Source organism: Megalodesulfovibrio gigas DSM 1382 = ATCC 19364, from assembly GCF_000468495.1.
Classification (GTDB): Bacteria; Desulfobacterota; Desulfovibrionia; order Desulfovibrionales; family Desulfovibrionaceae; genus Megalodesulfovibrio; species Megalodesulfovibrio gigas.
The window spans coordinates 2,020,857-2,038,173 of record NC_022444.1; the positions used below are offsets into that span (position 1 = coordinate 2,020,857).

The window sequence follows — 17,317 nt, forward strand, 5'->3', positions numbered from 1 at the left end:
CGGGACGGCTCCTCCGAATGCATTGCGATGCGCGTGCTACTTCACCACCACGCTGACCAGTTTGCCCGGCACGTAGACCACTTTCTGCACGGTCTTGCCGTCCAGGTGCTTTTGCACGTTGGGTTCGGCCAGGGCCAGGGCCTTGATGACGTCTTCGGCGATGTCCGGGGCCACGTCCAGGCGGGCGCGCAGCTTGCCGTTCACCTGGACCACCACGGTGATGGCGTCCTTGACCAGGGCCGCGGGATCCACCGTGGGCCAGGGGGCGGCGGCCAGCAGATCCGCATGCCCAAGGCGGGACCAGCACTCCTCGCACAGGTGCGGGGTGACGGGCGCCAGCACCGTGAGCATGGTGGACACGGCCGAGGAGAGCACCCGCGCCCCGGCAGGGGACGCCAGCAGCGCATCCTTGCCCTGATAGATCTGGTTCACCAGCTCCATGACGGCGGCAATGGCCGTGTTGAACTGGAACTTCTCCCCGATGTCTTCCGCCACCTTCTGGATGGTCACGTGTTCCTTGTGACGCAGTTCGGCAGCCTCGGGCAGGCCGGCCTCGGCCACGTCGGCCGTGGTGGAGCCGGCGGCGGACAGGGCGGGCAGCGAGTGCCTGAGTTCGTCGATGAGCCGCCAGACGCGCTGCACGAAGCGGAAGGAGCCCTCAATGCCGGTATCGCTCCAGTCAAGATCGCGCTCGGGCGGCGCGGCGAAGAGCAGGAAACAGCGCACGGCGTCGGCGCCGTAGCGGGCGGTCATCTCGTCCGGAGAGACGACATTGCCCTTGGACTTGCTCATCTTGGTCCCGTCCTTGAGCACCATGCCCTGGGCCAGCAGGGCCTTGAAGGGCTCGTCGAACTCCAGCCAGCCCAGATCGCGCAGGGCTTTGACGAAGAACCGGGAGTACAGCAGGTGGAGGATGGCATGCTCCACGCCGCCGATGTACTGATCCACGGGCAGCCAGTATTTGAGGGCCTCGGGATCAAAGGGCCGGCCGTGCTCCCACGGCGCGCTGTAGCGGATGTAATACCAGGAGGACTCCACAAAGGTGTCCATGGTATCGGTCTCGCGGCGGGCAGGCTTGCCGCAGCGGGGGCAGGGAGCCTGGACAAAGGGCGCGTAGTCCGGCAGGGGGGAGCGGCCGTCCTCGCGGGTTTTGACGTCCAGGGGCAGCACCACAGGGAGGTTTTCCTCTTTTTCGGGCACCACGCCGCAGTCGTCGCAGTACAGTACGGGGATGGGCGCGCCCCAGTACCGCTGACGCGAGATGTTCCAGTCCCGAAGCCGCCAGGTGACGGCCGGTTCGGCCTTGTCCTGACTCTGCAGATGCTCCACGATGGCCTTTTTGGCCTCTTCGTTGGGCTGGCCGTCGAAGGCGCCGGAATTGACCAGCACGCCGGGATCCACGTAGGCCGCGGTCATGGCGGCCGGGTCCAGGGTGTCGCCGGCGGGCTGAATGACCACCTGCATGGGCAGATCGTACTTGGTGGCGAATTCAAAATCGCGCTGATCATGCGCCGGCACAGCCATCACCGCACCGGTGCCGTAGCCCATGAGCACGAAGTTGGCCACCCAGATGGGCATGCGCCGTCCGGTGAGGGGGTTGATGCAGTACGCCCCGGTGAAGATGCCTTCCTTTTCCTGATCCTCGGCCCCGCGCTGCAGGCGGTCGGTATTCTTGACTTTGGTGCAGAAGGCGCGCACGGCCTCGGCGTTGGGGGAGTCCTTGATGAGCTGTTCCACCAGGGGATGTTCCGCCGCCAGGGACATGAACGTGGCCCCGAAGAGCGTGTCCGGCCGGGTGGTGAAGACGCGGATGTTCGCGGTACCGTCCTCGGCGGGGCGTTCGAGATCAAAGCTGATGTACGCCCCGGTGGAGCGGCCGATCCAGTTGCGCTGCATGGAGACCACGCGCTCGGGCCAGCCCTGTTCCAGGGTGTCCAGATCATCCAGCAATTCCTGGGCATAGTCCGTGATGCGCAGGAACCACTGGGTCAGATCCCGCTGGACCACCTGCGAATCGCAGCGCCAGCACTGCCCGTCGATGACCTGTTCGTTGGCCAGCACGGTGTGGCAGGTTTCGCACCAGTTTTGAGGCGCCTGCTTGCGGTAGGCCAGGCCTTTTTCCAGAAACTTGAGGAAGAACAGCTGCTCCCAACGGTAGTATTCGGGCACGCAGGTGGTCACCTCGCGCCGCCAGTCCAGGGAGTAGCCCATGCGCTGGAGCTGGACGCGCATGGTGTCGATGTTCTCGAAGGTCCAGCCGGCGGGGTGTACGCCGTGCTTGATGGCGGCGTTTTCCGCCGGCATGCCGAAGGCGTCCCAGCCCATGGGGTGCAGCACGTTGAAGCCTTGCATGCGCTTGTAGCGGGCAAGGACATCGCCGATGGAGTAGACCCGGGCATGGCCGATGTGGATGCGGCCTGAGGGATAGGGGAACATCTCCAGGACGTAATACTTGGGCCTGGAGGGGTCTGTTTCGCAGTGAAAGACCTTGCGTTCTTCCCAAATGCCTTGCCATTTGGCTTCGATGGACTCTGGAGAGTAGCCTTCCTGCATGAGCGGGGACCTTTGCTCGGGCGCGTTAGCGTCCGCGTTTGTCTTTTTTGAAGAGGGAGGAGAGGATGCCGCCGGACTTTTGGGGCTGGGTCAGCAGTTCCTGTTCCCGTTTGTCGAAGTCGTATTCCGTCGCCGTACGGACGTGGGCGCACTGGTGTTCCCAGAAGGCCACGCCCTTGGCGATTTCCTGTCGTTCAATGCCCACCTGCACCAGCACCACGCTGTCCAGGTGATAGTGGGGCCAGAAGGCCAGGCCCCAGCGCTTCATGACTTCCACAATATAGCGGTTCAGGGCCCGGCCCAGGGTATGGCTGTCCAGCCACCAGTGGGTCCAGCCCAGGTGCTGCAGCGTGTTGGCCATCTTGGGGGCCCATTCTTCGATGCAGTCCATTTCCGGGGGGACTTCGCAGGCCAGCTCGAAGGTTTGCCCTCCCCTGGGCGTGGGCGAGGAATAGCCCGTGGTGCTGAACTGCCGCAGGCCCGGGATGGCCTTGACATACACCCGCCGATATTCTGGAGGGGCAAGGAGCCCGTCCTTGATGAAGCCGATTTTCGCCATGCCTCACGCCTTTGCGGCAGCATCCAGGATGCCGTTGACGAATGCGCCGGAGTTGTCGTCCCCAAAGGACTTGGCCAGCTCCACCGCTTCGTTGATGGCGACTTTCTTGGGAATGTCGCTTCGATGGAGTATCTCATGCAACGCGAGGCGCAGGATGGTCAACTCTATCTTGGCAATTCGTCCCAGTTTCCAGTGCTGGGAGTGACGGACGATTTCTTCGTCCAGCTCTTTCATGCGCGCCCAGACGCCGTACGTCAGCTCCCAGCCGAATTCCTGGGAAAGCGGACCCAGCTGCAGCAACTCTTCGGCCGGGTCGTCGGCGTTCAGCTCGCCCAGGGGGGCCTTCAGGTAGCGTCGCTTGAGTTCCAGTTCGCTGGAGACGGGGGCAAAATTGAGCCCATACAACACCTGAAAGGCCCGCTGCCGGCCCAACCTGCGCGATTCCTGTTTGCCGCCCCCGGCATGACCCGAGGGACCTGCTGACGTGGTGGTCATTGCCTACAACTGCTCCAGCACCCGAATGGTTTCCAGCACGGCATGTGCCGCTTCCACGCCTTTGTTGCCAGCCTTGGAGCCGGCACGCTCGATGGCCTGCTCCAGGGAGTCCACGGTCAGCACGCCGAAGCCCACGGGCACGCCCGTATCCAGGGACACGGAGGCGATGCCTTTGGAGACTTCCGCCGACACGTAGTCAAAGTGCGGTGTGGCGCCGCGGATGACCGCGCCCAGGCAGACAACGCCGTCGTACTTGCCGCTGGCTGCGACCTTGCGGGTCACCAGGGGCATTTCGAAAGCGCCGGGAATGCGGATGATGGTCAAATCTTCCCGCGCTGCGCCGTGGCGCACCAGATAATCCACAGCCCCGCCCACCAGCTTGTCCACAATGAAATCGTTGAAGCGGCTGGCCACCAGGGCGAACCTGAGGCCCTTGGCATCCAGCATGCCTTCCACGGTCTTGATATGCAACATGGTTGTCCCCTTGTTGTGCTCGATGAAAGATTACGCGCCCGTGCTGTCGCCCGAGGTGCCATTGGTCCCGTTGCCGGGCAGATCCAGCAGGTGCCCCATCTTTTCCTTTTTGGTCAGCAGATATTCTGCATTTGTCTCGCAGGCGTTCATTTCGATGGGCACCCGGTCCACCACCTCCAGGCCGTAGCCTTCCAGCCCCACGATTTTCTTGGGGTTGTTGGTCATCAGGCGCATCTTGCGCACGCCCAGGTCAACCAGAATCTGGGCGCCCAGGCCGTATTCGCGCAGGTCTGCCTTGAAGCCCAGGCGTTCGTTGGCTTCCACGGTGTCCAGCCCCTGATCCTGCAAGGCGTAGGCCTTGATTTTGTTGGAGAGCCCGATGCCCCGGCCTTCCTGGCGCATGTACAGGAGCACGCCCTTGCCCTCGCGCCCGATCATGCGCATGGCCTGCTGGAGCTGGCCGCCGCAATCGCAGCGCATGGAGCCCAGCACGTCGCCGGTAAGGCATTCGGAGTGCACGCGCACCAGCACGGGTTCGTCGCTGCTGATGTCGCCCTTGACCACGGCCAGATGGGTGCGGGTGTCGATGTCGGATTCAAAGGCGATGGCCTTGTAGTCGCCGCCGTAGCAGGTGGGCAGATTGGCCTCGGCCACGCGCCGCACGCTCAGGGATCCGGGCCGCATGCGGTAGCGGATGAGGTCGCGGATGGTGGCGATTTTGAGGTTCCACTTGTTGGCGAATTCGATGAGGTCCGGCATGCGGGCCATGTTGCCGTCTTCGCGCATGATTTCGCAAATCACCCCGGCGGCCTTGAGTCCGGCCAGGCGGGCCAGATCCACGCTGCCTTCGGTCTGGCCGGCGCGGGTGAGCACGCCGCCGGCCTGGGCCTTCAGGGGGAAGATGTGGCCGGGGGTGACGATGTCTTCGGCCTTGGCGTCGTCGGCCACGGCGGTGAGGATGGTGGTGGCGCGGTCATAGGCCGAGATGCCCGTGGTGACGCCCACGCGCGCCTCAATGGACACGGTGAACGGCGTGCCGAACTTGGAGGAGTTGGTGGTGGCCATCATGGGCAGCTTGAGGCGATCCACCAGCTGGGGGCCCATGGCCAGGCAGATCAGGCCACGGCCGTGGGTGGCCATGAAATTGATGATCTCGGGGGTGACTTTTTCCGCGGCGATGGCGAGATCGCCTTCGTTTTCGCGGTCTTCATCATCCACCAAAATGAGCATGCGGCCTTGGCGGAACTCTTCGATGGCCTCTTCTGGCGTGCAAACTGGCATGGAATTCCCTTCTGGTCGGAGATCTGCGGCTGCGGCGGCCGAATTGGGCGGGCCAATTGGGGCGGGTGGATCGGGCGGACTGGAAGAACCAGGCGGGGATCAAAACCCGTGGCTGCGCAGGAAGTCCTCGGTAATGGATGGTTTGGCTGGCTCCCCGTTCCAGGCGGCCAGCATTTTCTGCACGTATTTGGCGATGACGTCCGTCTCCATATTCACCTTGGAGCCCGGCGTCCAGCGACTGATGGTGGTTTCCGCAATGGTGGCGGGGATGATGTTCACGGCAAGCCAGTCGTCGCCGCAGCCGGTGACGGTCAGGGAGATGCCGTCCAGGGCCACGGATCCCTTGTCCACCACCTGCGGGCCGAAGGCTTGCGGAAAGCCCAGGGTGAAGCGGGTGGATTCGCCGTCGGGCCGTCGATCGGTCACCGTGGCGATGCAGTCCACATGCCCGGCCACCAGATGGCCGCCCAGGCGGTCGCCCACGGCGAGGGCGCGTTCCAGATTGACCATGTCGCCCTGGCGCAGCTGCCCCAGGGTGGTCAGGGACAAGGTCTGCCCCGAGGCGTACAGGCCGAAGCGCCGTTCGCCCACAATGCTGCCGGCTTCCACGGTGAGGCAGACGCCGTTCACGGCGATGCTTTCGCCCACGGTAAGCGTCGGCATGGGCGCGGCCGGTTCGATGACGAAGCGTCGCTCGTCGCCGCGGGCCTGCACCTGGAGCAGGCGGCCGGTAGTTTGCACAAGGCCGGTGAACATCAGGAGTTGTCCAAATCGGTTGCAGGTGCGGCGGCAGTGCCGGGCAGCACTGGTTTGCAGGTGATGAGCAGATCTGGGCCTACGGGACGGATATCCGTATACCGCAATGCCAGGGCTTCGTCCATGTGTTGCGGCGCGCGGCCGGAAAGCACGGGGGCGGCGTTGGCGTCTCCCAGCACTTTGGGGGCCAGGAAGAGCAGGAGTTCGTCGGCCATGCCCTGTTCCAGCAGGGAGCGGCCCAGGCTGCCGCCGCCTTCGCACAGCACATGATGACAACCCAGCTCCGTGCGCAGCAGGGTCAGGGCGGCGCGCAGATCCAGCCCGCCCACGGAACCCGGCGCCAGGGGCAGCCCCCAGACCGTGGCGCCGCATTCGCGCAGTTGGGTCGCAGCGTGGCCGGTGGCGATGGATTCGGGCGTGAGGAAAATGGTCTGGCTGGGGCGCGCATTCAGCAGCTGGCAGGCGGAGGAGGGTGGCGGCAGGGAGGAGGTCACCACCACGGCAAAGGGCTGGCAGCACATGTCGTGCCCTTCCAGCCGGCAGGTGAGCAGGGGGTTGTCCACCCGGAAGGTCTGCCCGCCGATCATGATGGCCTGCACCTGGGAGCGCAGCCGGTGCACGTATTCACGGGCCGGCGGGCTGCTGATCCACTGGGAGTGCCCGGTGCGCGTGGCGATGCGGCCATCCAGGGTGGACGCCAGCTTGAGCAGGCACACCGCCCGGGACTGCTGCTGCCAGACGAGGAAGTCGGAAATCAGATCAAGACATTCCTGGGCGCAGATGCCGGTTTCCACGGTCACGCCGTGAGACTGCAGGAACTCCAGCCCGCCGGCGGCCACGGGGTTGGGATCCCGCACGCCGATGACCACGCGCCGGATGCCGGCCTCCAGGATGGCCTCGGTGCAGGGCGGGGTCTTGCCGTGGTGGTTGCATGGCTCCAGGGTGACGTACAAGGTGCATTCGGCGAGGTTCACGCCGTGCTGGCGGGCGTCGGCGATGGCTTCCACCTCGGCATGGGGCTTGCCGTAGGCCGTGTGCCAGCCGCGTCCCACAATCTGCTCCCTGCGCACCAGCACCGCCCCCACACAGGGATTGGGCGCCGTGACAAAACGGCCGCGCCGGCCCAGGCGCAGGGCCTCGCGCATGTACAGGATGCAGGGGCTGGTTTCCGCAACGCAGGTGTTCATGCCTCCCCCTTATGCGCCGGGATGCGCAGCCAGCACGTGGCAGCAGACCCCGGCCTCGCGAAGCATGGCCTCGGCAAGGGGATCGGGGTACGGCTGGGCGTAGTAGATGGCCGTCACGCCGCAGTTTGCTAGTAATTTCGAGCAGATGAGGCAGGGTTGCGTGGTGCAGTAGATTTCCGCGCCCCGGATGGGAACGCCGTGCACCGCCGCCTGCACCAGAATGTTTTGCTCGGCGTGCAGGCCGCGGCAGATTTCATGCCGCTGGCCCGAAGGCACGCCGAGCTGTTCTCGCAGGCAACCCACATCCAGGCAGTGGGGCGTGCCCGAAGGCGCGCCGTTGTATCCCGTGGCCAGGATGCGCTTGTCTTTGACCGCAATGGCCCCCACCTTGCGCCTGAGGCAGGTGCTGCGCTCCGCCACCAGAAAGCAGATGCGCATAAAGTATTCCGGCCAGGGCAGGCGCGGATCCTTCTGGGCGGCGTCAGGGAGGGGCTGCATGGGTCAGCACCAGGTGAAGAGCGGGTATTCTCTGGCGAAGGTTTCCACGTCCTTGCGAATGGCTTCCAGCCGCGTTTCGTTGGTGGTGTTGGCCAGGACGTCCACAATCCAGCTGGCCACCTTTTCCATTTCCGCTTCCTTCATGCCGCGGGTGGTCAGGGCGGCAGGGCCGATGCGCACGCCGGAGGTGACGAAGGGGGAACGCGTCTCAAACGGCACGGTATTCTTGTTCACGGTGATGCCGGCCAGATCCAGGGCATGTTCGGCATCCTTGCCGGTGACGTCTTTCTGGGTCAGGTCGATGAGCATCAGGTGGTTGTCCGTGCCGCCGGAGCACAGAGAGTAGCCGGCGTCGGTGAGGGCCTTGGCCAGCACCTGGGCATTCTTGAGGACCTGCTGCTGATAGCACTTGAACTCGGGCCGCAGGGCCTCGGCAAACGCCACGGCCTTGGCCGCGATGACGTGCATGAGCGGCCCGCCCTGGATGCCGGGGAAGATTTGCGAATTGAGCACCTTGCCGAATTCTTCGGAGGAGAGGATCAACCCGCCGCGCGGCCCGCGCAGGGTCTTGTGCGTGGTGGAGGTGGTGAAGTGGGCATGCGGGATGGGGGAGGGGTGCAGGTCCGCAGCCACCAGCCCGGCGATGTGGGCCATGTCCACCATCAGTTGCGCGCCGACTTCGTCGGCAATGGCGCGGAAGCGCGCGAAGTCCAGAGTCCGCGGGTAGGCGCTGGCCCCGGCCACGATGAGCTTGGGCTTGTGCTGCTTGGCCAGTTCCAGGACCTGATCGTAATCGATGCAGCCGGTTTCCTTCTTCACGCCGTAGAAGACGATCTTGTACAGCTTGCCGGAGAAGTTCACGGGGCTGCCGTGGGTCAGGTGGCCGCCATGGGAGAGGTCCATGCCGAGGATGGTATCCCCGGGCTGCAGGGCCCCGAAATACACGGCCATGTTGGCCTGGGACCCGGCGTGGGGCTGCACGTTGGCGTATTCGGCGCCAAAGAGCTGCTTCACGCGGTCGCGGGCCAGGTTCTCGGCCACGTCCACGTATTCGCACCCGCCGTAATAGCGCTTGCCGGGGTAGCCTTCGGCATATTTATGGGTGAGCACGCTGCCCATGGTCTGCCGCACGGCCGGGGAGGTGAAGTTCTCGGAGGCGATGAGCTCCAGCTTGCCGGTCTGGCGCTCGACTTCCAGCTGCACCGCGCGGGCGACCTGGGGATCTTGAATAAAGAGTTCTTCCATGGCGCACCCTTACCCTTCGTAGCGTTTGAACAGGATGGAGGCATTGGTGCCGCCGAAGCCGGCCGAGTTGCACAGCACGTTCTGCACGGCCAGGGGGCGGGCGGTGTGGGGCGTGTAATCCAGGTCGCACTCGGTGTCGGGGGCGTCCAGGTTGATGGTCGGCGGAATGATTTCATGCTTGAGGGTCAACACGCTGAAGACGCTTTCCACCCCGCCGGCTGCGCCCAGAAGGTGGCCGGTCATGCTCTTGTTGCTGGTGATGGGCATCTTGTAGGCGTGCTGGCCGAAGACCTTTTTGATGGCGCGGGTTTCGCACAGGTCATTCAGGGGCGTGGAAGTGCCGTGGGCGTTGATGTGCTCCACGTCCTCGGGGCGCAGCCCGGCTTCGCGCAGGGCTGCCTGCATGGCCAGGGCCAGACCGGAGCCGTCTTCGGGCGGGGCGGTCATGTGGTAGGCATCGCCGGAGGCGCCGAAGCCGATGAGTTCCGCATAGATCTTCGCGCCGCGCGCCTTGGCGTGTTCCAGCTCTTCCAGCAGCAGGATGCCGCAGCCTTCGCCCATGACGAAGCCGTCGCGGTCCTTGTCGAAGGGGCGGGAGGCCTTGGTGGGGTCGTCGTTGCGGGTGGAAAGGGCCTTCAGGGCGTTGAAGCCGGCCACGCCCAGGGGGGTGACGACGGATTCCGTCCCGCCGGTGAGCATGGCATCAGCGCGGCCCAGGACGATGTCCGAATAGGCGTAGCCGATGCCGTGCAGTCCCGAGGCGCAGGCCGAGGTGGTGACCAGGTTGGGGCCGCGCACCTTGGTGAAGATGGAGACCTGCCCGGGAGCCATGTTGGAGATGAGCACCGGGATGAAGAACGGCGAGATGCGCTTGGGGCCTTCCTGCAGCAGCTTGGTCTGGGAGGCTTCCAGGGACTTGAGTCCGCCCAGGCCGCAGCCCAGCAGACAGCCCACGCGGTCCAGCTCTTCTTCGGCAATGTCCCAGCCGGCATCGGCCAGGCACATCTGGGAGCAGGCCACGGCGTACTTGGTGAAATTTTCCAGACGCTTGGCGGTTTTGGCCGGGATGTAGGGGTCCATGTTGAACCCTTTGACTTCCCCGGCAATGGTGGTGGCGTGGTCCGTGGTGTCAAAACTTGTGATGGGCGCGATGCCGGAGACGCCGGCCACGAGATTGTTCCAGCTGGTTTCCAGATCGTTGCCAATGGGCGTCACGGCGGCAAGGCCGGTGACGACGACTCGTCTGCGTGTCATCGAATCACCTCATGAAAAAACATCCTCGACGCCGCGGAACAAGGCAAACTGGCAAAGACCGGCGCAACGAGGGAACGCTGGGTTGGCATGATGCATGACGTCCAGCTCCCGGCGGCCAGGCCTGCACAAGGCGGCGCGCCGGGGCTGGGCGTCTCCAGAATCAATGGCAATACCAAGGCGAAGAAGGCAGCCCCGGCTATTGCTTGCTTCCGATGTAGTCGATGGCGTCCTGAACCTTGAGCAGCTTCTGGGCGTCGTCGTCGTCGATTTCGATGCCGAATTCTTCTTCCATGGCCATGATCAGCTCGGTCAGGTCCAGGGAGTCGGCGCCGAGGTCTTCCACGAAGGCAGCTTCCGGTTTGACTTCATCTTCGGAGACGCCAAGCTGGTCAACGATGATCTTTTTGACTTTATCGGCTACGGACATAGGATTCTCCATGCTGCGCACGTCGTTTGAGGGTGAAAAACTTGGCCAATGGCCGGGATGTTACATGAACAGGCCGCCGTTCACAGCAAGCACCTGCCCGGTGATGTACCGGGCCTGGTCGCTTGCCAGGAAGGCCACGGCCTGGGCCACGTCGTCCGGAGTGCCCACCCGCTTGAGCGGCACACGCGACAAAAACGCGTCCTTGGCCTGCTCGGAAAGCACGTGGGTCATGTCTGTCTCAATATACCCCGGGGCCACCGCGTTTACGGTGACGTTGCGGGGGGCCAGCTCCTGGGCCGCGGTTTTGGTCAGGCCGATGAGCCCGGCCTTGGCTGCCACGTAGTTGGCCTGGCCGGCGTTGCCGGTCTGCCCCACCACGGACGCAATGTTGACGATGCTGCCGGCGCGCTGCTTGGTCATGATTTTGGCCGCTTCCTGCAGACACCAGAACGCGCCCATGAGATTCACCTGCAGCACGCGCTCGAAATCTTCTGGCTTCATGCGCAGGATGAGGCCGTCCTTGGTGATGCCGCCGTTGTTCACCAGCACGTCGAGGAAGACTTTTTCCTTGATGTGTTCGGCAAAGAAGGCAGCCACGGCCGGCTGGTCGGACACGTCCAGGGCAAAGGCCCTGGCCGAGCCGCCGGCAGCGGCGATGGTGGCCACCACTTCTTCGGCCAGCTCCGGGCGGCTGACATAGGTGAGATACACCTGACGTCCGGCAGCAGCCAGCGCCAGGGCCACGGCCTTGCCAATGCCGCGGGATCCGCCGGTCACCAGTGCGGTCTTGGGCAATTCGCTCATGCGCTATCCAGTGGTTGTCGAGTTCGAGGGGGTTCCGGCTGCAAGGTGCGAGGGTTGCAGTTCCCAAATACGGGAAACGGTGCAGGCGGGATCTCCACAGCCCTGCGTGCCGTCTGGCAGCGTGGAATCACGTTGCTCCTACCTCAAACCTTCGCGGTTCGCAAACAAAAAATGCCTGCGCTCGCGCACCAGGGCCTAGAACTGCACCAGGCCTGCGCCCCAGGTGAGGCCGCCGCCGAAGGTGGTCAGCAGGGCCAGGTCGCCCCTCTTGATGCGGCCCAGCTGCCGGGCTTCTGCCAGGGCAATGGCCACGGAGGCGGCGGAGGTGTTGCCGTAGCGATCCACATTGACGAACACCTTTTCCCGCGGCACGCCCATGCGGTCGCCCAGGGCCTCGATGATGCGCAGGTTGGCCTGATGGGGGATAAAGATATCCACATCGTCCAGGGTCTTGCCGCAGTTGCTCAGCACCTTGCTGCAGATGGCGTCCATGTTGCGCACGGCGTGCTTGAACACCTCGCGCCCGTTCATCTGCACGAAATATTCAGGACCCACCACGTCCCCGGCCCGGTAGGGGTGCCTGGAGCCGCCGCCGATGACGGTGAGGTGGTCGCCCACATTGCCGTCGCAGCGGAATTCCATGTCCAGGATGAGGCCTTCATCGTCGGCGCCCGTGGTCCGGGTGAGCACGGCGGCGCCGGCGCCATCACCAAAGAGCACGCAGGTGGTGCGGTCTTCCCAGTTGGTGCGGCTGGTCAGCGCGTCCACGGCCACCACCAGCACCACGGCGTTCTCCACCAGGCACACCAGGCCGCGGCCCACCTGCATGGCGTTGAGATAGCCGGAGCAGGCGGCGTTGACGTCGATGGCCATCACCCCGTTCATGCCCATTTTGTTGGCCAGGGTGGTGGCGCAATTGGGGCAGACGAAATCCGGCGTGAAGGTGGCCACCACCACATGGGTGACGTCCTTGGCGGTGAAGCCGGCTTCCTTGAGGGCGTGTTCCACGGCGGGGATGGCCAGATCGGAGGAGGCTTCTCCCTCGGCGATGATGTGGCGCTCCCGGATGCCGGTGCGGGTGAGGATCCATTCGTCGCTGGTCTCGACCATGATCTCCAGCTCCGCATTGGTCAGCACACGGGAAGGGACGTTGAAGCCGAGGCCACGAATGACGATATCCATGCTGCAGGAGGCGGGAACTCGGGAATTGTGTGTCATGGCGATCCAGATGGGGGCTTGTCCGCAGGACGAAACCGGCAGTGCGGCGCAGGGCACGGCAGGGACCGGGCGAGGGCGGAACCGTGAGCTACAGCTTCATCGCGGCCTTGCCGAAGCGGGAAAGCTCCTCGTTGGCGGACAACTCCGCGATGAGGTGCGCGTTGGCTTTTTTGCGGATGAAGGTGGCGGCCATGTCGATGGCGCTGGTGATGGCACCCGCGCTGGAGGAGCCGTGGCAAACCACCACGATTTCCTTGAGCCCCAGCAGCGGCGCGCCGCCGTATTCGGAATAATCCACCACGCGCTTGAGGCGGCGCATGGCGTCTTTGATGAGCAGCCCGCCAATCTTGGAGATCAGGTCGCGCTTGAGTTCGGCCTTGATCATGCGGGCGATGGACATGGCCAGGCCCTCGGAGAGCTTCAGGGCGATGTTGCCCACAAAGCCGTCGCATACAATCACGTTCACGTTGCCCGTGAAGATGTCCCGGCCTTCGATGTTTCCAACAAAGTTCAAGGAGTTCGTCATCTTGAAAAGCTCGAACGCTTCCTTGACCTGCAGGTTGCCCTTGCCTTCTTCCTCGCCGATGGAGAGCAGCCCCACGCTGGGGGTGGGGATGCCCAGCACGTGCTTGGCCAGCACGTCGGCCATCAGGCCGAATTGGAAGAGGTGGTACGGTTTGCAGTCCACATTGGCCCCCACATCAATGAGGGTGATGGGCTGTTTTTCCGTGAAGATGATGGAGGCCAGCGCCGGCCGTTCCACCCCGGCGATGCGGCCAAGGATGAACATGCCGCAGGCCACGGTGGTGCCGGAGTGTCCCGCGCTCACCACGCCATGGGCGCGCCCCTCGCGCACCAGCTCGAAGGCCACCTGGATGGAGGAGTCCTTTTTCCGACGCAGGATTTCGGAGGGTTTTTCGCCCATCTCGGCCACCTGCGTGGTGTGGACAACAGAAATGGCACCGAGCTCGCCGTTGAATTTGGCGAGCTCTGCCTGAATCTTGACTTCGTCCCCCACAAGAATGAGCTCCACATTGCACGCCTTGCTGGCTGCAAGGGCGCCGGGCACAATCACGGAAGGGCCGAAGTCCCCGCCCATGGCGTCCACCGCGATGGTGGGGACGACGCCGTCGCGCGTCTCCTCAGCCACCCGGCTCCAGGGCTGGGTCTTGCGACGAAGGCTCGTCACGCAGCGCGCTCTCCGGTCTGCAGAAACTGCCGTCCTTTGTACGTGCCGCAGGCCGCACACACCGTATGCGGGCGGGTGGGCTCGCCGCAGGAGCAGAACACAACAGCAGGAATGGCCACGCGCTGGTTGGCGCGGCGCATGCCCTTGCGGGACTTGGATTTGCGTTTCTTGGGCACAGCCATGATGCTTCCCTCTCTTGAGCCAGAGCGTTTTGCCGCTTCGGGAAGGCCCGGCCACCGCCGTGCCATGCCCGGAGCATGCCATACAATGTTGTCAGGAGCGTTTCAACTGCCGCAGCACGGCCAGGCGCGAATCGCCTTCGTCGCGTTGGCAGTGGCACTGCTCCACGTTTCTGTTTGTCCCGCAGTGCGGGCATAATCCCTTGCATTGGGGCGCGCACAGCGGCTTGGTGGGCAGCGCCAGCATGAATTGCTGCCACAGGTAGCCCTGCACGTCGAACTCCAGCCCGGACGGTCCCTGCCGCAGCAGATCCGGGACAGGATCCTCCTGTGCCGCTTCCGGGGCGCGAGCGCTTTTGCCGCCAGCATCCCCCAGGACTTCCTCTTCGTCGCCCTCCAGGGCTTCGTAGTCGTCCAGCGCCACATCAAAAACGGCCTCGGCATCTTCGGCGCAGCGATCGCACGTCAGAAGTACCGAGCCGCTCATCTTGCCGCGGATGTGGACGCCGCCGCCGGCGAGGGCGTCATGCACGGTCAGATGCAGATCGGCCCGCAAAGGCTGACCCATCCGGCAGGGCATGGCAAAATCCTCCCAGATGTCCGACCATAAGGTGGTGTCTGGAAAAGAAAAGTCCCGGCCTTCGGCCGGGAGGTCATGAAGAGGCAACCAAGTGGAACGCATATTCAACCCCGTAAGAGAGGATGCTGTACCCGCGGTGGGCGGGCATTGTCAAGCAAAAATGCTCTGCTTCTGTAAAAAAGCCCTTGCCTTTTCCTGGCGAAGGGGCTAAAGAACGTGCTCTTCATGCGGCGGGCATCGGCTGTTGCTGTCGATGTCGCGCTGCTGGGCCGGGCGGCATGGCCGTCTCATTCCGTCACTATCCTTATATCTGAAGCAAAGCCAGCGCTCCAGGAGCAGATACATGAGCAAGGTGTGCGAATACTGCGGCAAAGGCCCCGCAACGGGCAACAATGTGAGCCATGCCAACAACAAGAGCCGTCGCCGGTTCATGCCCAACCTGCAGCAGGTGCGCGCCCTTTTTAGCGGCGGCACGGTGCGCAAGGTGTGCGTGTGCACCCAGTGCCTGCGCACGGGCGTGGTGGTCAAGCCTGGTCCTGGCGCCAAGGTTTAACGATTTTTCTGCATCGTCATTGTGCAAAAAGGGCCTTCACGGCCCTTTTTTGCTAAGATTCCCCGGGGAGTGTCCGGCATGATGCTTCGACTGTTCCTCGCCTTCACCCTCATTCCGGTGCTGGAGCTGTATCTGCTGGTCAAGGTGGGCACGCAGATTGGCGTGTTCACCACGGTGGCCATCGTGTTCCTGTCCGGGTTTGCCGGGGCCTGGCTGGCCCGGCGTGAGGGCATGAACGTGGTGCTGCGCATTCGCGAGCAGCTTGCCCGCGGCGTGATGCCGGCCTCCGAGCTCATGGACGGCGCCTGCGTGCTGGTGGCTGCCGTGCTGCTGGTGACGCCGGGCTTTATCACCGATGCCCTGGGTCTGGCGCTTCTGGTGCCGGCAGCCCGGACGCTGCTCAAGGTGCAGCTGGTCCGCTGGTTCGAGCGCGCCGTGCAGCGCGGGCAGGTGCATGTGATGCATGGCGGCATGCACCGTGGCCAGCAGGGCCGCCCCAAGGAGCCGCCGCCGTACGACATCGACGTCTGATCCCTCCATGCCGTTTCTCTTGCGCCCACGCCGCGTGACGCCACGGCGTGCATCCGCATCCCGAGTCCCTCTCCCCCTGCCGGCAAGTCCTCCCGAGTTTGTGGATATTCTCCCTGTCCTTTTTGAACGCCTCGGCCACATTCGGCCGTTGCGCGAATCCTTGCGCCTGTGGTCCCTGGTGCTGGAGGCTCGCGGCGTGGAGCATCGGCTGCGCGATGCCATAGACGTGCCCCTGGGCTGGCGTCTGGAGGTGCTGGATCCCCTTGCGGCGCACGCGCAGGAGGAAATAGCCGCCTTTGAACGCGAGAATCGCCATGGGAGGGGACGCCTTCTGCCGCCGAGGTCGCCGTCTGCCCTGGCCCTGCCTGGGGCCCTGGCTGTGGTGCTGGGGTTGATCTGCATGCACGGCCTCACCATCGGCGGCCTGGGTGGCGCCCTGGGTGGTGCCCTGGGTGGTGCCCTGGGCCGGGTGACCGGGGCGCCTTCGGGGAGCGACGTCCATGAGGTCTGGATGCGTCTGGGTGCCGCCGATGCCCGGCTGATGGTGCATTTTGGCGAATGGTATCGGGCAGTCACCGCGTTGACGCTGCACGCCGGCCCCGGACACCTGGGCGGCAACGCCTGCCTGGGCGGCGTGTTCCTGGCCCTGGCCGGTCGGGAGCTGGGCCTGGGCGTGGCCCTGTGCCTGACCGTTCTTTCCGGCACCCTGGGCAACATGCTCAACGCCTGGTTTTATGACTCCATGCATGTGAGCATCGGCGCGTCCACGGCGGTGTTCGGCCTGCTGGGCGCGCTGACCATGCATCGCAGTCTGGTGCTGCTGGCCGGGGAAGGCCCGGTGGCGGACCGGCCGGCCCTGGCCTGGGCCCGGGTGTTCGGCCCGCTGGTGGCGGGTATTTTTCTGCTGGGGTTGTTTGGCACTGGCGGCGGCGAGCCGGACGACGCAGGACGCACGGACGTGCTGGCGCATCTGTTCGGCTTTGCGGCGGGCGTGGGGCTGGGCTGGGTGCTGCATTGGTCTGGCGAGTGGACCCGGCGGCCCGGCGTGGGCTGGGCGCTGGGGCTTGGCAGCCTTGGCCTTGTGGCGGCGGCATGGGGCGTGGCATTGTGCTGATGCAGCGCGCAAGGCCGTTGCCAGGGCCGGAAGATGCAGCTACGATGCCGGCGTGGCGGTGCACCAATCATGCACAGGAGCAGGCATGCGTCCCGAAGACACCATCCTTTTTTATCGGTACGACAACCACGAAACCATTGAGGACTTTCTGTACCATCTGGACAGGAAGGATTTGCGCGTGGGCAAGGTCATCGGCAACAAGATTCGCGGACGCACCACCCGGCGTTATGAAATCCGGCACATCGAAGACGGCTACATCACCAAAGTTGCGCTGAAACCCGTCACCATCACCATGGTGGACATCATCCTGCTGGTCATCATTGCCAGCCTGGCGTTTGTGGTGTTCAATGCATTGTCGCCGTTGCTTATCCCGGCTCCATGAACGATGATGACAGGCAACTAGCAGGCAGCAAGAGGCAC

Annotated in this window: 20 protein-coding genes; 4 read left to right on the forward strand and 16 right to left on the reverse strand. The window is 64.4% G+C overall.

Annotated features, from left to right (window positions below):
* Positions 1–36: 36 nt before the first annotated feature.
* The 16 genes from leuS to DGI_RS08895 all read right to left on the reverse strand — a co-directional run bounded on the left by leuS (position 37) and on the right by DGI_RS08895 (position 14,699).
* Positions 37–2,553, reverse strand: coding sequence for a leucine--tRNA ligase (leuS, locus tag DGI_RS08820; RefSeq protein ID WP_021760555.1), 2,517 nt, complete (start codon positions 2,551–2,553; stop codon positions 37–39).
* Between the two features lie 25 nt (positions 2,554–2,578).
* Positions 2,579–3,112, reverse strand: a complete 534-nt coding sequence (locus DGI_RS08825) for a hypothetical protein (protein WP_021760556.1) — start codon at positions 3,110–3,112, stop codon at positions 2,579–2,581.
* A 3-nt stretch (positions 3,113–3,115) separates the two neighbouring features.
* Positions 3,116–3,607, reverse strand: a complete 492-nt coding sequence (gene nusB / locus DGI_RS08830) for a transcription antitermination factor NusB (RefSeq protein WP_021760557.1) — start codon at positions 3,605–3,607, stop codon at positions 3,116–3,118.
* Between the two features lie 3 nt (positions 3,608–3,610).
* Positions 3,611–4,081 (reverse strand): 6,7-dimethyl-8-ribityllumazine synthase, encoded by a 471-nt coding sequence (gene ribH, locus DGI_RS08835; RefSeq protein WP_021760558.1) that lies wholly within the window; start codon positions 4,079–4,081, stop codon positions 3,611–3,613.
* Between the two features lie 30 nt (positions 4,082–4,111).
* Positions 4,112–5,362, reverse strand: a complete 1,251-nt coding sequence (locus DGI_RS08840; protein WP_021760559.1) for a bifunctional 3,4-dihydroxy-2-butanone-4-phosphate synthase/GTP cyclohydrolase II — start codon at positions 5,360–5,362, stop codon at positions 4,112–4,114.
* 99 nt (positions 5,363–5,461) lie between these two features.
* Positions 5,462–6,118: a riboflavin synthase gene (locus DGI_RS08845; RefSeq protein WP_021760561.1), complete on the reverse strand. Its 657-nt coding sequence runs from the start codon at positions 6,116–6,118 to the stop codon at positions 5,462–5,464.
* Positions 6,118–7,305, reverse strand: a complete 1,188-nt coding sequence (ribD, locus tag DGI_RS08850) for a bifunctional diaminohydroxyphosphoribosylaminopyrimidine deaminase/5-amino-6-(5-phosphoribosylamino)uracil reductase RibD (protein ID WP_021760563.1) — start codon at positions 7,303–7,305, stop codon at positions 6,118–6,120. The genes DGI_RS08845 and ribD overlap by 1 nt, the downstream gene beginning before the upstream one ends.
* 9 nt (positions 7,306–7,314) lie before the next feature.
* Complete coding sequence (locus DGI_RS08855) at positions 7,315–7,803, reverse strand: deoxycytidylate deaminase (protein WP_021760565.1); 489 nt, start codon at positions 7,801–7,803, stop codon at positions 7,315–7,317.
* A 3-nt stretch (positions 7,804–7,806) separates the two neighbouring features.
* The gene (gene glyA, locus DGI_RS08860; RefSeq protein WP_021760567.1) at positions 7,807–9,048 is read right to left on the reverse strand and encodes a serine hydroxymethyltransferase; all 1,242 of its coding nucleotides are present in this window, start codon (positions 9,046–9,048) and stop codon (positions 7,807–7,809) included.
* A gap of 9 nt (positions 9,049–9,057) precedes the next feature.
* The gene (gene fabF, locus DGI_RS08865; protein ID WP_021760568.1) at positions 9,058–10,302 is read right to left on the reverse strand and encodes a beta-ketoacyl-ACP synthase II; all 1,245 of its coding nucleotides are present in this window, start codon (positions 10,300–10,302) and stop codon (positions 9,058–9,060) included.
* 196 nt (positions 10,303–10,498) lie between these two features.
* Complete coding sequence (acpP, locus tag DGI_RS08870; protein ID WP_021760570.1) at positions 10,499–10,729, reverse strand: acyl carrier protein; 231 nt, start codon at positions 10,727–10,729, stop codon at positions 10,499–10,501.
* Positions 10,730–10,789: 60 nt separating this feature from the next.
* Positions 10,790–11,533 carry a 3-oxoacyl-[acyl-carrier-protein] reductase gene (gene fabG / locus DGI_RS08875; RefSeq protein ID WP_021760572.1) on the reverse strand — a complete coding sequence of 248 codons (744 nt, stop codon included), beginning with the start codon at positions 11,531–11,533 and terminating at the stop codon, positions 10,790–10,792.
* Between the two features lie 195 nt (positions 11,534–11,728).
* Positions 11,729–12,751 (reverse strand): beta-ketoacyl-ACP synthase III, encoded by a 1,023-nt coding sequence (locus DGI_RS08880; protein WP_235619950.1) that lies wholly within the window; start codon positions 12,749–12,751, stop codon positions 11,729–11,731.
* Between the two features lie 88 nt (positions 12,752–12,839).
* Complete coding sequence (plsX, locus tag DGI_RS08885) at positions 12,840–13,865, reverse strand: phosphate acyltransferase PlsX (protein WP_027193171.1); 1,026 nt, start codon at positions 13,863–13,865, stop codon at positions 12,840–12,842.
* Positions 13,866–13,936: 71 nt separating this feature from the next.
* Positions 13,937–14,122 carry a 50S ribosomal protein L32 gene (gene rpmF, locus DGI_RS08890; RefSeq protein WP_021760578.1) on the reverse strand — a complete coding sequence of 62 codons (186 nt, stop codon included), beginning with the start codon at positions 14,120–14,122 and terminating at the stop codon, positions 13,937–13,939.
* 91 nt (positions 14,123–14,213) lie between these two features.
* Complete coding sequence (locus DGI_RS08895) at positions 14,214–14,699, reverse strand: YceD family protein (protein ID WP_235619949.1); 486 nt, start codon at positions 14,697–14,699, stop codon at positions 14,214–14,216.
* Between the two features lie 343 nt (positions 14,700–15,042).
* On the opposite strand from DGI_RS08895, the gene rpmB reads away from it, so the two are divergent.
* From rpmB to DGI_RS08915, 4 genes are all read left to right on the forward strand, one after another.
* Positions 15,043–15,252, forward strand: a complete 210-nt coding sequence (rpmB, locus tag DGI_RS08900) for a 50S ribosomal protein L28 (protein WP_021760582.1) — start codon at positions 15,043–15,045, stop codon at positions 15,250–15,252.
* A gap of 78 nt (positions 15,253–15,330) precedes the next feature.
* Positions 15,331–15,783 carry an FxsA family protein gene (locus tag DGI_RS08905; protein WP_021760584.1) on the forward strand — a complete coding sequence of 151 codons (453 nt, stop codon included), beginning with the start codon at positions 15,331–15,333 and terminating at the stop codon, positions 15,781–15,783.
* 100 nt (positions 15,784–15,883) lie between these two features.
* Positions 15,884–16,897 (forward strand): rhomboid family intramembrane serine protease, encoded by a 1,014-nt coding sequence (locus DGI_RS08910; RefSeq protein WP_051286578.1) that lies wholly within the window; start codon positions 15,884–15,886, stop codon positions 16,895–16,897.
* Positions 16,898–16,982: 85 nt separating this feature from the next.
* On the forward strand, positions 16,983–17,279 hold the full coding sequence (locus DGI_RS08915) for a hypothetical protein (protein ID WP_021760587.1): 297 nt from the start codon (positions 16,983–16,985) through the stop codon (positions 17,277–17,279).
* Positions 17,280–17,317: the final 38 nt, after the last annotated feature.